At 49.6% G+C, this 20,432-nt stretch carries 19 protein-coding genes and 3 tRNA genes; 4 read left to right on the forward strand and 18 right to left on the reverse strand.

The features are described 5' to 3' along the window. Positions 1-69: 69 nt before the first annotated feature. From ligA to GWK74_03410, 4 genes are all read right to left on the reverse strand, one after another. Positions 70-2,103, reverse strand: coding sequence for an NAD-dependent DNA ligase LigA (ligA, locus tag GWK74_03395; protein ID QHU90544.1), 2,034 nt, complete (start codon positions 2,101-2,103; stop codon positions 70-72). After that, positions 2,084-3,199 (reverse strand): hypothetical protein, encoded by a 1,116-nt coding sequence (locus tag GWK74_03400; GenBank protein QHU90545.1) that lies wholly within the window; start codon positions 3,197-3,199, stop codon positions 2,084-2,086. The genes ligA and GWK74_03400 overlap by 20 nt, the downstream gene beginning before the upstream one ends. Before the next feature lie 2 nt (positions 3,200-3,201). Then, positions 3,202-4,077 (reverse strand): M48 family metalloprotease, encoded by an 876-nt coding sequence (locus tag GWK74_03405; protein ID QHU90546.1) that lies wholly within the window; start codon positions 4,075-4,077, stop codon positions 3,202-3,204. Positions 4,078-4,148: 71 nt separating this feature from the next. Further along, the gene (locus GWK74_03410) at positions 4,149-4,718 is read right to left on the reverse strand and encodes a LemA family protein (GenBank protein QHU90547.1); all 570 of its coding nucleotides are present in this window, start codon (positions 4,716-4,718) and stop codon (positions 4,149-4,151) included. Between the two features lie 158 nt (positions 4,719-4,876). Between GWK74_03410 and GWK74_03415 the strand changes: the two genes are divergently transcribed. Genes GWK74_03415 through GWK74_03425 form a run of 3 tightly spaced genes read left to right on the forward strand, consistent with a single transcriptional unit; the run spans position 4,877 to position 6,560 of the window. Next, the gene (locus GWK74_03415) at positions 4,877-5,092 is read left to right on the forward strand and encodes an AbrB/MazE/SpoVT family DNA-binding domain-containing protein (GenBank protein ID QHU90548.1); all 216 of its coding nucleotides are present in this window, start codon (positions 4,877-4,879) and stop codon (positions 5,090-5,092) included. After that, a complete protein-coding gene (locus tag GWK74_03420) occupies positions 5,089-5,814 on the forward strand; it encodes an ATP-binding cassette domain-containing protein (GenBank protein QHU90549.1) in 726 nt (241 codons plus the stop codon). The genes GWK74_03415 and GWK74_03420 overlap by 4 nt, the downstream gene beginning before the upstream one ends. Continuing rightward, the gene (locus GWK74_03425; protein ID QHU90550.1) at positions 5,811-6,560 is read left to right on the forward strand and encodes an ABC transporter permease; all 750 of its coding nucleotides are present in this window, start codon (positions 5,811-5,813) and stop codon (positions 6,558-6,560) included. Before GWK74_03420 ends, GWK74_03425 begins: the two co-directional genes overlap by 4 nt. A gap of 78 nt (positions 6,561-6,638) precedes the next feature. On the opposite strand, the gene GWK74_03430 is transcribed toward GWK74_03425, so the two are convergent. From GWK74_03430 to GWK74_03480, 11 genes are all read right to left on the reverse strand, one after another. Next, positions 6,639-6,724: transfer RNA gene (locus GWK74_03430), tRNA-Leu, on the reverse strand. A 401-nt stretch (positions 6,725-7,125) separates the two neighbouring features. After that, entirely contained in the window at positions 7,126-7,500 is a 375-nt protein-coding gene (locus tag GWK74_03435) for a hypothetical protein (protein QHU90551.1), read from the reverse strand. 115 nt (positions 7,501-7,615) lie between these two features. Further along, positions 7,616-7,689, reverse strand: a tRNA-Cys gene (locus GWK74_03440). A gap of 13 nt (positions 7,690-7,702) precedes the next feature. Next, positions 7,703-7,790, reverse strand: a tRNA-Leu gene (locus GWK74_03445). A 24-nt stretch (positions 7,791-7,814) separates the two neighbouring features. Next, a complete protein-coding gene (locus tag GWK74_03450; GenBank protein QHU90552.1) occupies positions 7,815-9,611 on the reverse strand; it encodes a hypothetical protein in 1,797 nt (598 codons plus the stop codon). A gap of 9 nt (positions 9,612-9,620) precedes the next feature. Beyond that, entirely contained in the window at positions 9,621-9,857 is a 237-nt protein-coding gene (gene secG, locus GWK74_03455) for a preprotein translocase subunit SecG (protein QHU90553.1), read from the reverse strand. A gap of 9 nt (positions 9,858-9,866) precedes the next feature. Beyond that, positions 9,867-10,238 carry a phage holin family protein gene (locus tag GWK74_03460; protein QHU90554.1) on the reverse strand — a complete coding sequence of 124 codons (372 nt, stop codon included), beginning with the start codon at positions 10,236-10,238 and terminating at the stop codon, positions 9,867-9,869. A 25-nt stretch (positions 10,239-10,263) separates the two neighbouring features. Continuing rightward, the gene (locus tag GWK74_03465; GenBank protein QHU90555.1) at positions 10,264-10,632 is read right to left on the reverse strand and encodes a prepilin-type N-terminal cleavage/methylation domain-containing protein; all 369 of its coding nucleotides are present in this window, start codon (positions 10,630-10,632) and stop codon (positions 10,264-10,266) included. A gap of 2 nt (positions 10,633-10,634) precedes the next feature. Further along, positions 10,635-12,218 (reverse strand): GIY-YIG nuclease family protein, encoded by a 1,584-nt coding sequence (locus GWK74_03470; GenBank protein QHU90556.1) that lies wholly within the window; start codon positions 12,216-12,218, stop codon positions 10,635-10,637. A 26-nt stretch (positions 12,219-12,244) separates the two neighbouring features. Beyond that, positions 12,245-13,048 carry a hypothetical protein gene (locus GWK74_03475; GenBank protein QHU90557.1) on the reverse strand — a complete coding sequence of 268 codons (804 nt, stop codon included), beginning with the start codon at positions 13,046-13,048 and terminating at the stop codon, positions 12,245-12,247. 17 nt (positions 13,049-13,065) lie between these two features. Then, positions 13,066-13,803, reverse strand: a complete 738-nt coding sequence (locus tag GWK74_03480; GenBank protein QHU90558.1) for a hypothetical protein — start codon at positions 13,801-13,803, stop codon at positions 13,066-13,068. A 78-nt stretch (positions 13,804-13,881) separates the two neighbouring features. Here GWK74_03480 and GWK74_03485 point away from each other — a divergent pair, with 78 nt between their 5' ends. Beyond that, positions 13,882-15,300: a threonine/serine exporter family protein gene (locus GWK74_03485; protein ID QHU90559.1), complete on the forward strand. Its 1,419-nt coding sequence runs from the start codon at positions 13,882-13,884 to the stop codon at positions 15,298-15,300. A 14-nt stretch (positions 15,301-15,314) separates the two neighbouring features. Here the strand turns inward: GWK74_03485 and GWK74_03490 are convergent, their stop codons facing one another. The 3 genes from GWK74_03490 to GWK74_03500 are packed head-to-tail and all read right to left on the reverse strand — an operon-like array spanning position 15,315 to position 20,380. Next, a complete protein-coding gene (locus GWK74_03490) occupies positions 15,315-19,082 on the reverse strand; it encodes a DNA polymerase III subunit alpha (GenBank protein QHU90560.1) in 3,768 nt (1,255 codons plus the stop codon). 58 nt (positions 19,083-19,140) lie between these two features. Beyond that, positions 19,141-19,485, reverse strand: coding sequence for a hypothetical protein (locus GWK74_03495; GenBank protein QHU90561.1), 345 nt, complete (start codon positions 19,483-19,485; stop codon positions 19,141-19,143). Beyond that, positions 19,472-20,380: an NTP transferase domain-containing protein gene (locus GWK74_03500; protein QHU90562.1), complete on the reverse strand. Its 909-nt coding sequence runs from the start codon at positions 20,378-20,380 to the stop codon at positions 19,472-19,474. The genes GWK74_03495 and GWK74_03500 overlap by 14 nt, the downstream gene beginning before the upstream one ends. Between the last annotated feature and the right edge of the window lie 52 nt (positions 20,381-20,432).

The following is a 20,432-nucleotide window of genomic DNA, read 5'->3' on the forward strand; positions in this document are numbered from 1 at the left end:
CAGACACTTTTTCACAACTTTGTCGCGAACTAGTTTTTGTAAGTAAAATCGGATCATATATATTCCCCTTTATTCTTGTAGCATACGCATCAGTTCCTGCTCGTCGATAATTTTGGTACCATATTGCTCAGCTTTTTTTAGCTTGCTGGCACCGACCTTGCCGCCGGCTACTAAATATGTTGTATCTTTTGCAACAGCGGTTTGGAAGGTGCCGCCGAGTTCGCGGATTCTTTCAGCAGCAGTATCACGGCCCATCGACTGCAGGGTGCCGGTGATGACGAAACTTTGGCCAGTTAGACTGCCGGATTTTTTAGTAAACTGCGGCGTCACGCCAAGGTCGGCAAATTTTTCGAGCAGCGTCACGTTATCTTCATCAGCAAACCATGCCACGATCGACTCAGCGACAATTTCGCCCACTCCGTCTACCTCGCGCAACTCGTCAATAGTCGCTTGGCTTAGCTTTTCAATACTTTCAAAGTGGTTCGCGAGGTCAATCGCCGTCTGCGCGCCAACATGACGAATACCAAGGCCGAACAAAAATCGTTCCAATGCTGGCTGCTTTTTGGCAGCAATGGCATCAATAAGCTTTTGCGCAGAAATCTCAGCAAAGCGCTCCAGCTGCAGCAAATCGTCTTTCGTCAACCGGTAAATATCTGCCAAATCATTGACTAGCCCAGCCTCAACCAGCGCCTCGACATTTTTCTCGCCCAGCGTATCAATGTCCAGCGCACCTTTGGAAGCAAAATGTGCCAGGGAACGCTTTAAAATCAGCGGGCCGTTCAAACCTTTAACCCGGTACACCGCCTCACCTGCTGGTCGCACAAACTCTAAATCTGGATATTGGCGCGCCAGTTCCGCTGGATAATCAATTGGTTTAGCATCTGCAGGTCGCAATTCTTTCAGTACAGTTTGCACCTGCGGGATGATGTCGCCCGCCTTGAAAATCACCACCGTGTCACCGCGGCGCACATCCAGCCGAGCAATTTCGTCAGCGTTATGCAGACTAGCATGCTGCACCGTCGTACCAGCCACCACCACGGGATCAAACACCGCTACTGGCGTGGCCGCACCGGTTCGACCAATGGAAATGACAATATCGCGGACGATGGTCGTGGCTTCTTCGGCGGCAAATTTATAGGCCACTGCCGCTCGTGGTGTCTTGCCAACGATGCCCAGCTCGGCAAACTGTCGCCGGTCATTGAGCTTGATGACTGCTCCGTCGGTGTTAAACTGCAGCGACTGACGCAGCTCATCAAGGTGATTGATATAGCTCATCACTTCGTCCAGGCCATAGACAATTTGTGTCTGCCGACTGGTGGTGATACCCAACTCGTTCATCATCTGATAGCCAAAGGCAATTGTCGGCGTATCCTCGAGGTTATCGCGAATGATGTCATAACCAACGAAGTACAATGGACGCTCTGCCACCAGTTTTGGGTCAAGCTGACGAATCGTCCCGGCTGCTAAATTACGCGGATTGGCAAATTCTGGCTGACCGGCCGCTCGCCGACGCTGATTTAAGGCTGCAAAGTCCTCTTTGTGCATCACGATTTCACCACGAATCTCCGTCCGACCACGCAAAAAATGAGCAAATCGCTGGTTGGCGCGCAGTGTCAGCGGCACATTCTGAATCGTCCGCACATTCATGGTCACATCTTCACCAACCAATCCGTCGCCGCGCGTCACGGCCCGCGTCAGCACACCGTCTTCATAAATCAGCGCACAGGCCAGGCCATCCATCTTGATATCACACAAAAATTCTTCAGTGATGTCCCGGCGCACTTTTTTCATGCGCTGTATCCACGCCGCAACTTCTTCTCGGTCAAACACGTCCTGCAGTGAAATCATCCGCGTTTGATGCTGGACCTTGGTAAATTTACCGAGCGCTTTTCCTGCCACCCGCTGGGTCGGGCTGTCTGGTGTGACGAGTTCAGGAAACTGCTCTTCTAGCTGCGACAATTCATGTTTCAGGCTATCAGCCGCCGCCTCACTCATGATCGATTCATCAAACACATGGTAATGATAGCGATAATCATTGATCAGATCTCGCAGTTTGACAATTCGTTGCTCGGCCGCCTGCCGATCAAGCTGGCGCGCTGTCATCGGCGACGACCTTTCGGTAGAATAGATAAATGTAGCACGCCGAGGCAACAATCGAGAACGCCACCAACATCAACGCCACGAGCGGCACCAGCGGCAGCCAGTTCAACGCCGGTATCACCGTTTTGAGTGCACCATCAATCGTAATGACCGGAATAAGCACCGCCGCCCAAACCACGGCGAGCACCACCAGCAGCCACATCAATCGCAGCAAGATTCGTATCCGCCGTCCTAGTACAACGTCCGAAGCCAGTCGCGCTGCTTCTAGTGGATACATTCCCGGTAGCGTGACGATCACCATAGCAAACAACGTACTCGTTAGCCAGTATATCGACAAGGTAACGATTAATATGGTGGCACCGGCCGCCAACATCAGCACCACCGTCTGTTGTAACATGCCTGACGTATCCGCCGCTCCGTAGATGATAGCCGCTATCGCCGCTGGTAATAATTGAATGAGCGCAATAAACACCAGAACCGCCAGGGCAATGACTGGTGCACCCGCGTTATACAGCCCATCACGAATCTTTAGGCGCTTATCAGCGGTCACGCCACGAATCAGCCAGATTGTCGTCAGCCATATATATAGCCCAATTAACGCACCAACTAGCTGCTGGGATGATCCCACACCACCCGTCGAACCGCCAAGCTGATTGGTAACCACGCCGGCAAATAGCGCCAGTGTCGGCATCACAGCACCCAGGGCTCCTTCTTGGTTCGCTTCATTAATTGTATCTTTGAGTTGCTGGTACGTATCTTGTGACATTAACCCCGATAACAATACGCCCAATACCGCATATATTGCCGCCAATCCAACGAAGATCCGCCAGTGCTTTCGTATCAGTTGCCATGCTTGTTTGGTCAGCGCAAAGTAGCCTGGCAGTTTGAGCGAACGACGATAGTCACGCCGCTTGGTCACTCGAAAACTACGGTGCGGCCGACGGCGGAGAAAAGCTTGACGGCGCTGTATCAGCCGCTGCCAAGCTTTAATAAGCCTCTCTTTTAACGATACTGTTTTCTTTGTCGCGGCGCGACTATCCGCTCTTGAGGTTGCTCGTTTACGCCGCGTGGTGTATTGTTTTTTGGTTGACTTCGTCATGATTACATCTTCGTTGCATTACTTCGCAGACGTGCGATTCGATCTTCTAGTGGCGGGTGGGTGCTAAATAACTTTGAGAAAAAGCCAGGGCGCAGTGGATTGTTCATAAATAAGTTCGCTGTTGAGGTGCTCTGCTTACGCATTGGCCGACCATAACTTTGTAACTTCTCCAGTGCCATCGCCAGCCCCTCCGAGTCGCGAGTCAATAGCGCGCCCGAGGCATCCGCGAGATACTCGCGCTGGCGGCTCACCGCCAGTTGCGTAATCGTTGCTAAAATCGGTGCCAATATTACTACTATGATACCCACGACGTAGACAACCGGACTGGTATCCCCGTCATCATCATCACCATAAATCATCATCCGAAGCGCGATATCAGCGAGCAGCCCAATAGCACTCACCAACCCAAAGGCAATCATACTAACGCGAATATCGTAGTTGCGCACATGGCTCATCTCGTGCGCCATCACCGCCTCGAGCTCGCGCTTGTCCATAATTTCTAACAGCCCAGTAGTCGCACCGACGATAGCATGCTTTGGATCGCGGCCCGTCGCAAACGCGTTCGGCGCTGGATCATCAATAATGTAGACTTTTGGCATCGGCATGCCGGAGGTAATCGCCAGGTTTTCTACTACTCGCCACAGCTCCGGCGCATCCTTCTTTTCAATCTGCTGCGCACCGCTCATCGCCATGGCCAATTTACCAGCAATATAATATTGTAACCACGCATAAAGCAGCGCACAACCGACGATGATCAACGACAATGAATAGTTCCGTAGATACATACCGACCAGCACACCGATTACACCGATAATTGCCACAAACACTGCCATGATCAGCACGGTGTTTCGCTTATTATGAGAGATTGCACTATACATGTAGTTATTATACCAAAAACCGCCCGCCGAAAACAGGCGAGCGGCTTAGTTCAGGCAAAGATTATTCTGCCTTAGAATTTTACCTCGACTGGATTCTCAATGCTTGCTCGATCAGCAACCTCAAAGAACTCCTTGGCCTGGAAGCCGAACATGCCGGCGACGATATTTACTGGGAAGGTTTGGATCTTAGTGTTCAAGTCGCGGACGCCGCCATTGTAGAAGCGACGAGAAGCCTGGATCTTGTCTTCGGTATCGACCAGTTCCTGCTGCAGTTGCATGAAGTTTTGGTTAGCCTTCAAGTCTGGATAAGCCTCGGCTACCGCGAACAGGCTCTTCAGCGCACCTTCGAGCATGTTCTCTGCTTCGGCAGTATCCTTCACACCTTTAGCGTCCATAATGGCTGAACGAGCTTCAGTAACCTTTTCAAATACTTCTTTTTCATGTGTCGCGTAGCCCTTGACTGAGTTAACCAGGTTTGGAATCAAGTCAGTCCGGCGTTTGAGCTGGACAGTGATATCACTCCACGCTTCCTCGACGCGGTTACGCAGTGTCACCAGTCTGTTGTACGTACCGATCAAAAACGCCACGATCAGAACGATAACGACACCAACGATAATTAAGGTTATTATTACTGCATCCATGTTCTATTCTCCTTATGGTTAGTACCTTATACACATAATTATACCATACACACGAGTCGTATAGTGGCAAAATCATGCCAACTCATTGTTGACACGCAGCTCATCATAGTCGTATACTTATTCATATAAATCATATTTATATGAAAGAAAGGAATTATATGACAAAACCAAAGAGTAGACATGCTTGGACAGTCAAGGTTGGCGAACGCGGGCAAATTGTGATACCCAAAGAGGCACGAGATATTTTTAATATCAAGCCTGGCGATACACTTATCATGCTCGGCGACAAGCAGCAAGGAATTGCTATTCCGACTAAGAATAAAGTCATTGATACAATCACCGCCGTACTCAATGATACGGAGATAAAATCATGAATGCAATCACTGCGACCAACTTAACAAAACGCTACGGTGACTTTGTCGCAGTCGACAGCCTTAATCTATCAATTGAAAAGGGTGAGTTATTTTCACTACTTGGTGTCAATGGTGCGGGTAAGACGACATTGATTAAAATGTTATCTTGCTTAAGCCAACCAACACAAGGTGATGCTATTTTACTCGGCAATAGTATTACCGAAAAACCTCAGGCAGTCAAACAGATGATCAACGTTTCACCGCAAGAAACTGCTGTAGCTGGTAATTTATCAGTCCGCGAGAATCTCGAACTGATCGCTGGACTCTACGGACAATCTGCTCATAACGCCAGTGAGAGCGCCTCGCGTATGGCAAGCCAATTCAAGCTCGAAACTGTCGAACATAAAAAAGCTAAGCATTTGTCTGGCGGCATGCAGCGACGCCTGTCGATCGCCATGGCGCTCATCTCAAATCCAAAAATATTATTCATTGACGAACCAACGCTAGGTCTTGATATTTTTTCGCGCCATGAGCTATGGGAGGCGATCAAGTTGCTCAAAGGTACAGTGACGACACTACTAACAACCCACTATCTCGAGGAAATTGAAGCGTTGTCTGATCGTGTTGGCGTCATGGCACGCGGCAAGCTCGTGGCAATCGGTACAGTGGCAGAACTGCAAAAACAAACCAATACGCGCACTCTCGAGGATGCGTTCGTAGCACTTGTAGGAGATATTCGATGAGATCATTACTATTTGCTAAACGCTGTACAAAAGAAGCTGTACGCGATCCGATCAATCTATTCTTTGGATTGGTCTTTCCGCTCGTTTTACTTGGACTGCTCTCTATTATAAACGCCAGCATTCCCGCCGAAGCCAATAATACTATGTTTGCTATCAAAAATTTGGCACCAGGTATCGCAATGTTCGGTACGGCATTCCTAGCACTATTCTCAGGTATGCTCCTAGCAAAAGACCGAACGTCATCATTCCTGATGCGTCTGTTTACCTCGCCTATGACAGCCCGAGATTTTATCATTGGATACACAATTCCGATGATTATCATTGCTACCATGCAGGCAGTGATTACCCTCGTTATCGCCTGCTTTATCGGGCTCGACTTTTCAGTACACATTCTTGGGGCAATCGTTATTACAACGGTAACGTCGCTTCTATTTGTTGGATGTGGGTTATTCTTCGGCAGTCTCATTAACGAGCGAGCAGTTGGCGGTATATGTGGCGCCCTGCTCACCAATGTCGCTGGCTGGCTGTCGGGCGTATTTGTCCCGGTTGATCTCATCGGTGGTGGTTTTAAAATGGTTGCGGAAGCACTGCCATTTTACCACAGTGTTGCCGCCATTAAAGGCAGCACTGAGGGGAATTGGCAAGTCATCACACCACATCTACTGATTGTTTTGTGTTATACCACCGTTATCTTTACACTCGCCATCTATATCTTTCGGCGAAAGATGACCGGACGAAACACTTAATTTATCTGGGTCTGGCGCCCTAGAATTCAACTATCCATAACGAAAGCCGCCCTTTATCGGCGGCTTTTGTAACAATTGTGGTGCGCGAGGCGGGAATCGAACCCGCACGACTTTTGGTCAAGGGATTTTAAGTCCCTCGCGTCTACCAATTCCGCCACTCGCGCATACCTCCATAGTATACTATATTTATAAAGTAAAATGTACACCCTACGCGCCAATATGGTGTAGATAGTTGGCCTAAGAACGAGATGACACTGGCATCTTGCTGCCCAGTATACCAAACGAAAAGTCTGCCAAAGAAATTCACCTACTACATAATAAAGACGACTGTACTTTTTTACTTTATTGACGCTTTTATTTTGAAAACTAAGCAAGAAAAACAGTAAACTTTTCTCGATTTACTATCTCAAAAATTGTTCTATTCAATGAAGCAATCTGTTATGTTTCATCATCTTTGTGCCTCCTGTATCCATCAATACCACAATAATATCATTGACAATCATTTATATAAATGTTGCTGTCAAATTCCAGTGTGACGCGCTGTAGCTTACCCTCATTTTACATACTACATCTGAAATGCCGTTATCCAAAAACATATTCCGGCTATAAGTGAGATCGGAGTCATAACATATTTTTCTTTCTTACTTTTTGAAATCATGTTCATAATCGTATTCAAAGTTAGGTAAGCGGCGAAGAAGAGACAAATATATTTGGTAACCGTAAAAGGCAACCATAAGGAAATAAAACCCCCGGCTTGCAAAATAATGATCATTGCAAAAATTTGGATAACCACCGAAATGACTGCCATAACTCTCAATTTCTTAGGTAAGATTTTATGTTGTCCACCCATGGTAAATTCGCCCAAAGGCAAGCCGCAAGCAACAAGAACGGTCATAGTTGCTATAATTCCAAATAATACTGCACCTGATATTGAAAACATAACTCAATATTCTCCCTTCGCAAAATACAAAAATTCAGTTACAAATTCAACTTTATTTCACTCAATATTTTTATTTATAATTATAGCTCTCCAAGAGAGCTTTTATCGACAATCCTGGAGGCACGTACGAGAGTCGAACTCGTCTAAAAGGTTTTGCAGACCTCTGCGTAACCGCTCCGCCAACGCGCCGCTCTGTTACATTTGGTGCGAGCGAGAAGACTTGAACTTCCACGAGCGTAATGCTCACTAGCCCCTCAAGCTAGCGCGTCTACCAATTCCGCCACGCCCGCATGACCACCTACCATTATACCTGATTACGGTGTTTTGTAAACGGATTCGCGGCGAACTGTCCAGTAGATCACGTCAGCAAACCGATCGGTGGGATATACCAACCGCATTGACTTATCAAGCGCCGACACGGAACGCAAGTGAATGTAGTCCAGTTGCACTTGATATAGTGCGAGGGCCGGCACATCGGACTGCCAATGCTTGGTAAACGCTTGGTATTTGCTAACTCGCTGCTTAGCACTCCGTTTGGCACGACCAGCTGCGAGGGCATCATCAGCTACGGCGCTATTATAATTAGCAAAATTGAGACCGCCTTGATTGGCCTGTGACGAATGCCAATAGGCAAAGACATCGGCGTCACCGCCCAGCACCAACTCATACAATAGCACATCAAAACCGCGCGGCCGCAGGACGGACTGCAAAACGTTCTGCGAGGCATCATTTGGATCAACCACCCGCAAGTCAACGGTGATATGCAGCGTTTCCTGCCAGACTTTTACGAGTTCACGCGCAATAGTTTCAAAATCAGAGCCCTTGAGCGTCACGAACGACAGTTGCAAAACCTGCTCGCCCTTTTTACGCTGATTACCAACCACCTTCCATCCTTCTTCGTCCAGTAACTTTTTTGCTGCTTCTGTGTCATACGGCAAACGACCGGCCAGTTGCCCGTCCACTTGGTCGTCAAAAATTGGGCCATGTAGCGGCTTCCTCGCAAAGGCAAACTTCTCGCGCAGCGCCTGGGTATTAATCGATTGGACCAGTGCTTGCCGAACTTTGCGCGAGCTCACTACTTCGCTTTGGGTATTAAACAGTGCGTAGACACCATCGTTAATCGCATACGACTGCGATGCGTACATGTGGCGAATCTGCTCCGACTGTGCCGTATAAGATAATTCCGGTGTTGCCATAATTTCGCTTGTCTTGAGGCCCTTGGTGATCTCGTCCCGCGTCGGGTATACATACAGCTGAAAGCGATCCAGCTTTGGCGCGCCATGATGATACTGCGAGTTAGCCACGAGGTGAAGCACTTTTTTCGACCCATCAGCATTGGCATTCTGTAGAATCCGCATAGCAAACGGCCCAGAGGTCACGGGCGACTTACCATAACCATGCTCGCGGAGCTCGGCCGGATTAACTTCACTGAGACTGTGTTGAGGCAAAATCGGAAAGGTGAGCGCATGCATAAATGGTGCGTACGGGGCCGGCAGGGTAAATTGCACTGTCCGCTCGTCAACCTGCTTGACGTTGATCGACTGCCAGCCGGTAATCGCTGCTTGTGTCCGTGCATCCTTGAGTAAATTAACCGTAAACACCACGTCGCGAGCATCCAGCGGCGCTCCATCTGACCACTTGAGATTACGGCGCAATTTGACCGTGTACTCGGTCTCGGCCTCATTGACTGTGACCGACTCAGCGAGGTCGCCCTTGATGTGTCCGGTCGTATCATAGTTGTAGAGACTCGCAAACATCAATCGGGCCGCTGACTTTTCGGCACTACTACGAGCAAAGATTGGATTAAGCGTCTCTAGCGGACCTAGTACACCCTCTGAATATGAACCACCGCTAGTCGGCGCATTATTATTGGCATACAACTCGCGAAACGATAGCCACTGCACCATACTGACCGTAATTAACAAAATAACCAGAAAGATCCATCCCAAGACATGTCGCTTAACTCCAGCCAAATGTTCGAGGCGCAAGGAGATAAACGTATGCGCGTGACGCAGGGTCGTCTTGGTTAGTTTCTGCGCCCGTCCATCGAGGTCTTTCGTTGTGAAGTCCAGCCGCAGAAATTTTTTCCAAGATGATTTTTTTGTGTCCAAGATATACCCCTAGCCCTTCAGACTCGGCAGTACCATACTCGCCAAGATCGACAGTACGAATACGACAGCAAACACAATGGTCACATCAAACAAATTCTTGTCAAAACCTCGCCGCGTGGTGAACAGCTCGCCCGACGAGCCAAAGCCTGCGCCGAGGCTGGCACCACGCTGCTGCAGCAATATGGCAATGATCATCAAAACGGCTGATCCTAATGTGACATACGGCAAAATAGTATCAAGTGACATGCTTTCTCCTTATTCTGGCGCCGGCTTGATAACGAAGGCGCTACTTACTATATAGTTTACCAGACTGAGTATGATTCCGGCAAGAATTGACGAGCCAAAACTCATGGATAATCCCGGCGCCAGTGCCAACGATATATACACCATGATGCCATTAACCACCAGCGTAAATAAGCCGAGCGTCAGTAAGATCGCCGGTAGCGACAAGATGACAACGATCGGTTTTAAGATAGAGTTGACGATCGAAAAGATTAAACCGGCGAGGATAAACGTTGCCGTCGTCTCAACCACTGGCTCACTCGTCCCGAGAAGCCGCACCGCCACCCAGATACCAACAGAATTAAGTACCCACCTGACAAAAAATATTGCAAATTGTCGTCTCATGACTACATTTCATTATATCATAACGCTAGCAAGCGCCGTCGACTACCTTGCGCTCAGTGCTCTTGATGTGCATCTGGAGCTGCTGTCGACTACTCGTCCCCTCAATGCAGATCGCGGCCGGCGTCGAACCAGACGGCGGGATTGTTCGTACAGTGATTACGATATCTGGCGAGCCACTCTTGAACGACTGCGGCAATGTCGTTGGGTATGACCCTTTGAAGTTTTTTTCCTGTTCCGCCGCTGATAATGCATTCTGAAGATCCGATGTTATAGCTTTACGCACCGTCTCTTTGCGCCACCCGTTATAACTGACGAGACCGATGCCCGCCAAGATACCAATAACCACAACGACAATTAGTATTTCTATGACGGTAAATCCATACTTGCGACTCATACTTATGATGATAGCATAAGCTTAATCTTTTTCGCTAGCTCTTTATCCACGATTTTTTCCAGGTCGGTGAGTAAGGCATTCCGTATACGGCTGATGCTGCCAAACTTTTTCAATAATTTGGCGCGAGTTTTTGGCCCCACACCAGGAATTTCCTCCAGCTGATTTTTCGTTTGCTGCTGACGCTTCAGTGCCGTGTGGTAGCTCACCGCAAAGCGGTGCGACTCGTCACGGATGCGCTGAAACAGTTTGACGATGTCAGTTGTCGCAAGGGTATTCTCGTCCGCCATCGGACGTTCGTTGCGAGTTTGTTCCATGCTAGCTCGCAGGTTTTTTGAATGCGAACCGGCGTTACGCTGACTTGGGTGTAAATTCACTACATAAATATCACCGTCTTCGTGAATCATAATATCCGTCCGTGGCTGCGACCGCATTTGCTCAATAAACGCCGTATCAATTTGCGAACCAGTTTTATGCACCAGTAGTTCCTCCTCGCGCTTGGCGATACTGACAATCGGCACAGTGGCGCCACGCTCATCGCGCGCTTTGATGGCCGCCGCTAGCTGACCTTTGCCGCCATCAATGAGCAGCAAATCAGGACGACCCCAGCTTTTTAAATGACGCTCACTCAGCCGGCGAAAAATTGTTTGATACATATTACCAGTGTCATCATTTTTCTCACTGACTTTGAATTTGCGGTACTCCGCCCGGTCGCTCGCGCCATTGGTAAACACCACCATGCTGGCGACAACCTGCTGGCCGCTCATGTGCGAAATGTCATAACCCTCAATGCGTGCTGGGATATCTTTTAGGCCCAATAATTTTGCCAAATCAGCCAGCGCCTTGTCTTTAGAAATATCCAAAAACTCTTTGTCGCCAAAACAAACCCGCCGCTGCAACTCCTGCATGGCGCGCAGCTTATTGCGAAGATCAGCCGCCCTCTCAAAATCATGCAGCCCAGCTGCCGTTTTCATGTCGCGCTCCAACTCGGCGGCAATGGCTTTACGATTACCTTTGATGTAGCTGATGAGCTTGCGCAAAGTGGCTTTGTAGGCGACTGGTCCATCACTCAATCGCGGACTCAAGCCCAAATCTTCATCCAATTTCGACTGTCCCGGCCGGCGCTGCCTGGTCAAATAGGGGAAAACCCGCCGCAAATAGCGCAGCGCTTTTTTCAAAGCAAAGCCATTATAGAACGGGCCAACATATTCCGCCCCATCATCAGCTGGATTGCGCGTAAAACTGACGGTCGGCCACTCGCTTTTCATGTCGATTCGCACATACATCTGCGATTTATCATCGCGCAGCAGCACATTATAGCGCGGCATATAACGTTTGACCATCTCGCTCTCCAAAAACAACGCATCAACTTCGCTCTCGGTCTCAATCCAATCGGTATCAGCAATTTCCGCCACCAACGCCATGGTTTTATTGTCCCGCCCGCGCGAATCCTGAAAATACTGGCGCACGCGATTTTTCAGCACCGCCGCCTTGCCCACATAAATAATCTCGCCGCTGGCTGACTTGTGAAAATAGACACCGGGAGTGCGGGGTAAGGTTTTGAGTTTTTGTTGCAACCGTTTATTCACAGTATCATTATAACTTATACAGACAGTCAAGCCTTACCGACGATGCCGCTTAGTACGCCATCCAGCTCGCCCTGAGCAAGTCGTATCGCCCACTCTTGACGCTCAAGGAGTGATAACAATCCAGCCTTTAGCCCAAACCAACCCAACTTCTTCCTAGCTGCGGCAACTTTTTGAGATTGCTTCAAAAATGCGAGGTACTGTTCACGATAAGCCGCTGGAATATCTGAAATTTTACCGTTTGGCATAATAATACCTGTCAACGCCGCAACTTTTTCTTCATCTTTTGGACGCAGGCCAGTGCTTGAGCGACACCCGTACGCTCCTAGTTGAGCAACTGGATTAGGTATAGCACATACCGTCTCGCCACCTCTCTTGACAAGCCATTGCTCAAGACTAGCTGAAGGAATTTCCGTCTCAATACCGCTTAGGCGCCAATATAGACGACCTTCATTATCAACATAACGATCGCCGACAAAATCAAATATACCGCGACGATTCTTTTCGTATGGATGAAGTCCAAATGCTGAAACTACCAACTTATCACCGATAGCGTCAGCAATTTTCTGTCGACAGCCCTTTACAACAGTCTTATCTGTGCTTTGCACTAATGTATCAAGGTCTCGCACCGTACCATTTTCGCGTAAACACGGTAAGCACACGCCGCTAGGCAGATAAACAACGTGATTGTCCCAATCAATTTCGGCAGAGTTGGTAACTGCATGCAAACCTAGCCCGCCGACAACGTTATACGGGACTTCGCAATCTTCCATTCTGTCATGAAAACCGCGCGCTACAAGCAGTGAGTAGACATTTTCTGAAGTTTTACCCATAATACAACTCTTTCTATCTATTGTAAATCATTTACATTAGCTATTTTTAACAAATATTTTTCCAAAAACTCGCTCCACTCCGGCGCATTCTTCTCGCGGAAATAATGGCGTAAGAAATCAACCATAATTTGCTGGCGGTTTTCTGCCTCTATTCGTCCTGGCTCGGTCAGCATCAAGTCTTTCAGTTTCAGCAGCTTTTCAAAGAAATGATTGATAAAGCCGTCGGTATCGTGGGTATTGCCGTCAGCATTATACTCGTGCGCCGCCAGATTAACATTCGGCCAGACCGCGGGGTCAAAAATCCGCCCGCCGTGATGGCAAGCATAAACCAACGCCCGCTCAATCCCAACTGCACCAATAGCGTCGCACATGTCGGCGTCAGACACAATTTGACCCGCCAGCCGCTGTGGTTGCCTGCCGTTCAGCCGTTTGCTATAACCAATCGCCGCAATATTTTCCAGCACCGCCTGACTTAGACTATTAACTACTTCTGCCTGCGCCATAATTTTTACTGCGTTCGTTAATTTCTCTGCCTGCGCCTTGCCGACTAGTTTATAGTCGTCGACGTCATGCAGCCAAGCCGTCAGCAGCACTTCTTGCAGATCCACTGATTCGCTGCATTCGCTAGCAAAACGCTCCGCCAGCAGCGCCACTCGCTCAACGTGATCATCAGCATGGCCTGATGGATCGCCGCCTAATATATCACGCACTTTATTTTTTATTGTCTCAAGTTGAGCTATCTGCCGTTCGTCCATAAGCTTATTGTATCACCCATGCAGGTCTCGACCCACTAAACTATTTTCATTTTAGCCAAGAGGCGCTATAGTAGTGATGTGAAAACAACTGTCAAAAGAAAAGTACCTGAATTTATCAAGCGATCACTGGGACGAATTCCACGATTACCAACGCCAGAACCCATTTGGCAATTAGATAAAATCGACGAGAGCCTGACGCCAAATATGCGAGCGCTGCGGATGACGATGACAATCGCCGAGGAATTATTAGCAATGGGGGTGGCTGCTCGGGACGTGGTACATATGGCGCTAGGGATCACTGGCACATACTGCAGGCGACGGGTTCATATTGATATCAGCTCAACGCTCATTACCATATCTCAAGATCGCGGTACCGAACGTGAACCACTCACATTAGTGCGGACGATTACCTTAAAATACGTTAATTACCAGACAATTCAGGCATTGCAAAACCTCGCCCTCACAATCCGTGACCATCATTTACCACTGGCCGAAGCTGAAAAACGCACTGAGGAATTATTAGCAGGCTCACGAGAGCACTCGCGCTGGATCGTCTGCCTAGCAGGCGGTAGCGTGTCAATGGGCGTGGTGATTTTATTTAACGGCTCGATCCTGATGAGCGGACTGGCGTTTGTGATGGGCTTTGTGGCGACGGCGACGATGAGGATTCTGGACAAATGGGGCCTCGCAACATTTTACCTCCAAATCATTACCGCACTCCTAATCACCCTGGCGGCGGGTGCTGCCCAGTGGCTGAATGGCTGGCTGGGCTGGCAAGTTGATACGACGATGCTGGTGATCAGCGGTATCGTGCTGTTGGTGGCGGGGCTGATGATCGTTGGCGCTTTTCAGGATGCGATTGATGAATATTATGTAACAGCAAATGCCCGACTGCTGCGGGTAACTATGGCGACGATGGGTATTGTTGTCGGTGTAATGACCGGGCTATATATTATTCAGCGATTTGGGATTAGCTTTCCGGCTACACCAGATCGGCTGGGGCTAGCGGCAGATATACGAGCGCAATACTTGGGGGCGCTGATCATTGCCGCAGGTTTCGCGGCTGGCAATCACGCGCGTTTGTTCGGAATGCTGATTGCCGGCGGTGTCGGTGTGTTGGGGTGGTGGATATCGAGTGCACTCGTTGGGCCGCTCGGAGTCGTTATCGCAAGTGGCGTTGCTGCAACAGTTGTTGGACTGATGTCGGTGCTATTATCCCGACTATGGCGCTTTCCTTCAGTGGCCATTATCGCTGCTGGCATCGTGCCGCTGGTGCCGGGCTTATCGCTCTACAACGGCTTGATGGGGGTGATCGAAAATCCACCGACCGACCCTGAATTTTTACTGTCCCTAGCGATATTGGCGCGAGCTATCATGATCGGCGTGGCCATCGCCATCGGTGCATCGCTTGGTAATATGATCGGCCGACCAGTACGGCGCGGTATGATTCGCTGGTATAATAAGCTCCTGCGACGACGAGAGATAAAAGTTCAATAAAGTACGCGCAAATTTTATTTCAAGACTACACACTCGTCGCCCAGTGTCTGACGCAGCTGACTCATGAGCTGATCGCCAGCCTCAACACGAAACGGCATGCGCATGGCAGACTTATTTGCCTCACCCAGCACCAACACCACGTCAGTCGCACCAGCGTATTCGGAGCAGAGCGACTTGAGTGCTACTAGTTTATCATGGTCGCTCGGGTTTTTGATATGAAGAAATAGCTTTTCTGTCTCGGGCACGGCGTGCGTGGCTGCTGGATGCGGTGGCGTGTTTGTCGTGTCGGCCGGTGTTGACTTCATGTTCGTCCCTTTCGCTGTCGATACTCGGGCTGCGCCTGCTCGCTGAGTCGTTTGAGTTCGAAATGCCGTACGCCGCTCTTGCTTGACCTTGCTACTCATCTTTGGCGCTTCCATTTTACGGCCAGTCGACTGATACTGCCGGAGGTCATCGTCAGAAATCAGTTCAATTTCATCAGCAATCATCTTGCTCTCTGATCCCAAATTACCATCCCGATCGCGGGCTGAGTTTTTGCCGGTCACCCGAATGACAGCGTCCTGGACGAGCTTGGCGCCGACTTGCTCATACAAATTCGGAAAGACGATAACTTCGCCTTCGCCAAACTTATCTTCGATCCCAACGAATGCCATCTTGCTGCCTGACTTGGTAACGATGGTGCGCACGGTCGTGATAATACCGCCGATCGTCATCAGGCGACCGTCGTATTCTGGCACTAACTGCGTTAATGGCTGCGCCTGCTCGCTGAGATATGTTTCATACGCATCGAGCGGATGCGCCGAAATATACAGCCCCATCAGCTCGCGCTCCCACATCAACCGCTCTTTGTTGGTATGTTTGGCCGGCGCTGGCTGTAGCTGCATCGTTGGCTGAACATTAGCCGACTCATCACCAAGCATACCAAATAGGTCAGTCTGCCCCGACGCGGCCTCTTTCTGAGTTTTTTGAGCAAAGGCGACAATGGTATCAAGATTAAACAATAAATCAGACCGATCACCAAAGCCGTCAAAGGCACCAGTTTTGATCAGCGACTCCCAGGCCTTGCGGTTAAACTTGCTGGTCGACACTCGCTTGGCAAAATCTTCGACCGACTTGAACGGGCCATCAGCCTCGCGAGCACGAATAATTTCTTCCACCGCGCCGACACCAACGCCCTTGACCGCCGCCATACCGAAACGAATCTTCTTTTCACCAGGCACCACCGCGAACTCGACAAATGATTCATTAACGTCCGGGTTGAGCACTTCAATGCCCATGTGCTTACACTCGGTCATCTCGATGGCCAGGCGCTCAGTATCATCCTGGTCACTGGTCATCAGCGCCGCCATGAATGCGTCAGGATAATGCGCCTTGAGATACGCCGTCCAGTAGGCGATCAGGCCATAACACGCCGCGTGCGACTTATTGAAACAGTAGTTAGCAAATTCTTCCAGCGCGTCCCAAAACTGCTCAGCGATTTCCTTAGTCGCACCACCAACCTTGACCGCGCCTTCGACAAACTCTGGCTTGACCTTTTTCATCAGGTCAATTTTCTTTTTACCCACTGCTTTACGCAAGGTGTCGGCCTGGCCGCCGGTAAAGCCGCACCACTCTTTGGAAATCTGCATAAATTGCTCTTGATAAACCAAAATTCCATAGGTGTTTTTCAGCGAGTTTTCCATACCGGGGTGCAAGTAGGTGATTTCTTCTTCGCCGTGTTTACGCTTGATGAATGAGTCGATAAACTGCATCGGCCCCGGGCGGTACAAGGCCACCATGGCGATGATGTCTTCAAAGACGCTCGGCTTGAGCTCGCGCAGGTACCGCTTCATGCCGGCCGATTCTAGCTGAAACACGCCAGTGGTGTCACCGCGCTGGAATAATTTGTAGGTTTCTTCATCATCCAGCGGCAGCGTTGATAAATCTATTTCCGTTTTATAGACTTTACGAATAATACGCAGAGCGTTGTTAATAATGGACAGGTTAGACAAGCCCAAAAAGTCCATCTTCAGCAGCCCGAGTTCCTCAACCGGGCCCATTGGATACTGCGTTGCCACCACACCCTTTTGCGCCATCTCGAGCGGTACGTATTTCACCAAATCATCCGGCGCGATCACCACACCAGCAGCGTGCACACCGTGCGAACGAATCGTTCCCTCCAGCCGCGAGGCAAAGTCATAGACGGTTTTGGCGGTTGGATTACTTTCGTATTCTTTCTTGAGATCAGGGTCTTCCTCCAGCGACTTTTTGATGGGTACATGACGACCCTGCACAGGTGGCGGAATGAGCTTGGCCAGCCGGTCCGACTCGCCATATGGTACCTGCAGCACCCGCGCCACATCACGCACCGAAGCGCGCGCCGCCATGGTGCCAAAGGTACAGATGTTAGCCACTCGTTCTGAGCCATATTTCTTGGCACAATATTCGATCACCTCGCCGCGGCGCGTATCTTGAATATCGATGTCGATGTCGGGCATGGAAATACGGTCGGGATTGAGGAATCGCTCGAACAGCAAGTCGTAATGCAGCGGATCAAGGTCGGTGATATTCAGCGCATAAGCGATGATTGAACCAGCCGCCGAACCACGTCCCGGGCCAAAGATAATTCCTTGGGATTTGCCCCAGTTGATAAAATCCTGAACAATGAGGAAGTAGCCGTTATAACCCATGTTGTCGAGCACACCAAACTCCATGTCCAGTCGCTCTAGCTGCGCCTCTGATAACTTGGCTCGCAGCTGATCATTCGGGAGCTTCTTCGCGTCCTCCAACTTCATGCCAGCGTACCGTACTGCCATACCGCTATACACCAGATGATCCAGATATTCTTTTTCGGATTCACCGTTTGGCGTTGGAAATTTCGGGATGAGAATATCACCCAGTTTGATTTCCACGTCACAGCGGTCGGCGATGGCTTTGGTATTGGCAATTGCCTGAGGATTGGTTGTTTGCCACCGCGAAATGATGTCTTCTGGTGTGGTCAAATGCAGCTCAAAATCCTTCAAGCTCATCCGCTTTTCATCACTCAAATACGCACCAGTACCGACGCATAGCAAAATCTCATGCGCCTCTTGGTCTTCGTGATTGAGGTAATGACCGTCGCTGGTCACCACACACGGAATATCCAGTTCCTCGCTGATGCGCTCAATGTAATCATTGACCTTTTTCTGTTCCGGCCAGTGGCTGCGCGCTTCGGGGTGGCCATGGTCTTGAAGTTCCATGTAGTATCGGTCGCCAAACACTGACTTGTACCAGCCAGCAATTTCCTTGGCCTTTTCATAATCATCATTGCGCAAATTCTCACCCAGCTCACCACCGATACAGCCGGACATACAGATAATACCTTCATTGTATTGCTCCAGTAGCTCGTGATCAATGCGCGGTTTATAGTAGACGCCTTCGAGGTTGGCGATGGTGCTAAGCTGCATCAGGTTTTGATAGCCCTTGTGGTTCATAGCCAGCAGCGTTAGGTGATAACGCGCCTTGTCCTTGGCCGGGTCGCGGTCGTGACGAGTGCGGGCTGCTACGTAGGTTTCGATGCCGATGATTGGCTTGATACCAACATTCTTGGCCGCTTTATAAAACTCAATCGCGCCCGACATCGTGCCGTGGTCAGTAATGGCACAGGCCTCCATACCCAGCTCCTTCACTCGGGCAACCATGTCAGGAATTTTAGTCAATCCGTCTAGGAGCGAATGGTGAGTGTGGTTGTGTAGGTGCACGTAATCAGACGGCTGCAACGTGGCCGCGACTTTGGCTGAAGCTGTCGTATGTTTGGTAGCCATTATTCATTGCGCCTCCCTTGTGGGCGCCACCTCCTCTTTCTCCACCCAGTATAACATGCTAGCGTCGTCGCTGCATGGTATCAATCAGCTGATTGAGAAAATCCGCCAGTGCCGGAAAGATATCAGCAAACCGCCCCAGCAGCCAGGCTGACACCATGATCAGCACCGTCACGCCCACGAGGCTACCCATACCAAAGAAAAAGCCGCGCCAAAAGTTCATCCAATAAACCTGCCGGCGCGATCGATGAAAATCAAAAAACAAGTCTTCAATCATTGCTTGCCGGGCGCCATTTTCGTTATCACGCTTGATGCGATCAATGGCGCGGCGGGCTACCGAGGGACGTGGGTCAGCGGCCTTAGCATCCTTATGGCCACGTTCTTTTGACGATTTAGTTGGCGCCATTTTCCTCAAGCCGCTTGACTAGATATTCACGAAGGCTCGCACCAAGCTTCGGATCACGCATACCAAAATCGATCACTGTCTTGAGATACTCTAGCTTGTCGCCAGTGTCATAGTACGTGCCATTGGTAATTTCCACGCCATAAAAACTATGGCCATCATCAATCATGCTCTGCATAATCGGCTGCACCGTAAATTCGCCGTGACCATCAAACGCATGTTTGGCTTTTTCGAGATAGGCAAAGAACTCGCCCGGCAGCAGATAGCTACTGACGCTTGCAAGATCGGACGGGGCATTGGCCTTACCTGGTTTTTCAACAATGTTTGTCATCTTGATCACGCCGTCAGCAACCTGCTCACCGTTAACCACGCCGTAGCGATCAAATTCAGCATCATCAATAATTTTCTTACACGATAGCACCGCGCCATCTAATTTTTGCGCCGCAGTGATCATCTGGCGAAATCGGCTAGGGCTAGCAGCGATAAAATCATCAGCAAACGTATAGATAACCGGCTCATCACCATTGATCAAATGTGCGGCGCAGATCAACGGCGTAGCATTACCGTACGGGCCCTTCTGGCGAATATAAACAAAGTTGGCCATTTCTGACAAATTATTCACAATGTCAATTAGTGGCTGCTTCTTGGCGCCGCCCGCCCGTAGATTAACCAGCAGCTCCTCGTTCGGCCTGTCAAAATGATCCTCAATTGCTCGTTTGTTAGCACTGCCGATAATAATAATATCCCTGATGCCGGCCTCGACTAATTCCTCGACAACGTATTGGATAATCGGCTTGTCGATCAGCGGCATCATTTCTTTTGGCATGGCCTTGGTCTGCGGCAAGAACCGCGTACCGAAGCCAGCGGCAGCGATGATAGCTTTGGTTGGTTTTTTCATGATAGTTCCTCCTGTCGTAGGTTATCTAAATAATCAAATAATCGCCTGAACG

Source organism: Candidatus Saccharibacteria bacterium oral taxon 488 (assembly GCA_010202115.1).
Classification (GTDB): Bacteria; Patescibacteriota; Saccharimonadia; order Saccharimonadales; family Saccharimonadaceae; genus Nanosynbacter.

Bases quoted from the DNA above. Each gene is read 5' to 3' on its own strand.
- GWK74_03425 (QHU90550.1), top strand. From the start codon at position 5,811: ATGAGATCATTACTATTTGCTAAACGCTGTACAAAAGAAGCTGTACGC.
- GWK74_03410 (QHU90547.1), bottom strand. From the start codon at position 4,718: ATGGATGCAGTAATAATAACCTTAATTATCGTTGGTGTCGTTATCGTT.
- GWK74_03405 (QHU90546.1), bottom strand. From the start codon at position 4,077: ATGTATAGTGCAATCTCTCATAATAAGCGAAACACCGTGCTGATCATG.
- GWK74_03480 (QHU90558.1), bottom strand. From the start codon at position 13,803: ATGGACGAACGGCAGATAGCTCAACTTGAGACAATAAAAAATAAAGTG.
- GWK74_03495 (QHU90561.1), bottom strand. From the start codon at position 19,485: ATGGCGCCAACTAAATCGTCAAAAGAACGTGGCCATAAGGATGCTAAG.
- GWK74_03400 (QHU90545.1), bottom strand. From the start codon at position 3,199: ATGACGAAGTCAACCAAAAAACAATACACCACGCGGCGTAAACGAGCA.
- GWK74_03475 (QHU90557.1), bottom strand. From the start codon at position 13,048: ATGGGTAAAACTTCAGAAAATGTCTACTCACTGCTTGTAGCGCGCGGT.
- GWK74_03420 (QHU90549.1), top strand. From the start codon at position 5,089: ATGAATGCAATCACTGCGACCAACTTAACAAAACGCTACGGTGACTTT.
- GWK74_03465 (QHU90555.1), bottom strand. From the start codon at position 10,632: ATGAGTCGCAAGTATGGATTTACCGTCATAGAAATACTAATTGTCGTT.
- ligA (QHU90544.1), bottom strand. From the start codon at position 2,103: ATGACAGCGCGCCAGCTTGATCGGCAGGCGGCCGAGCAACGAATTGTC.
- GWK74_03460 (QHU90554.1), bottom strand. From the start codon at position 10,238: ATGAGACGACAATTTGCAATATTTTTTGTCAGGTGGGTACTTAATTCT.
- GWK74_03490 (QHU90560.1), bottom strand. From the start codon at position 19,082: ATGGCTACCAAACATACGACAGCTTCAGCCAAAGTCGCGGCCACGTTG.
- GWK74_03415 (QHU90548.1), top strand. From the start codon at position 4,877: ATGACAAAACCAAAGAGTAGACATGCTTGGACAGTCAAGGTTGGCGAA.
- GWK74_03435 (QHU90551.1), bottom strand. From the start codon at position 7,500: ATGTTTTCAATATCAGGTGCAGTATTATTTGGAATTATAGCAACTATG.
- GWK74_03500 (QHU90562.1), bottom strand. From the start codon at position 20,380: ATGAAAAAACCAACCAAAGCTATCATCGCTGCCGCTGGCTTCGGTACG.
- secG (QHU90553.1), bottom strand. From the start codon at position 9,857: ATGTCACTTGATACTATTTTGCCGTATGTCACATTAGGATCAGCCGTT.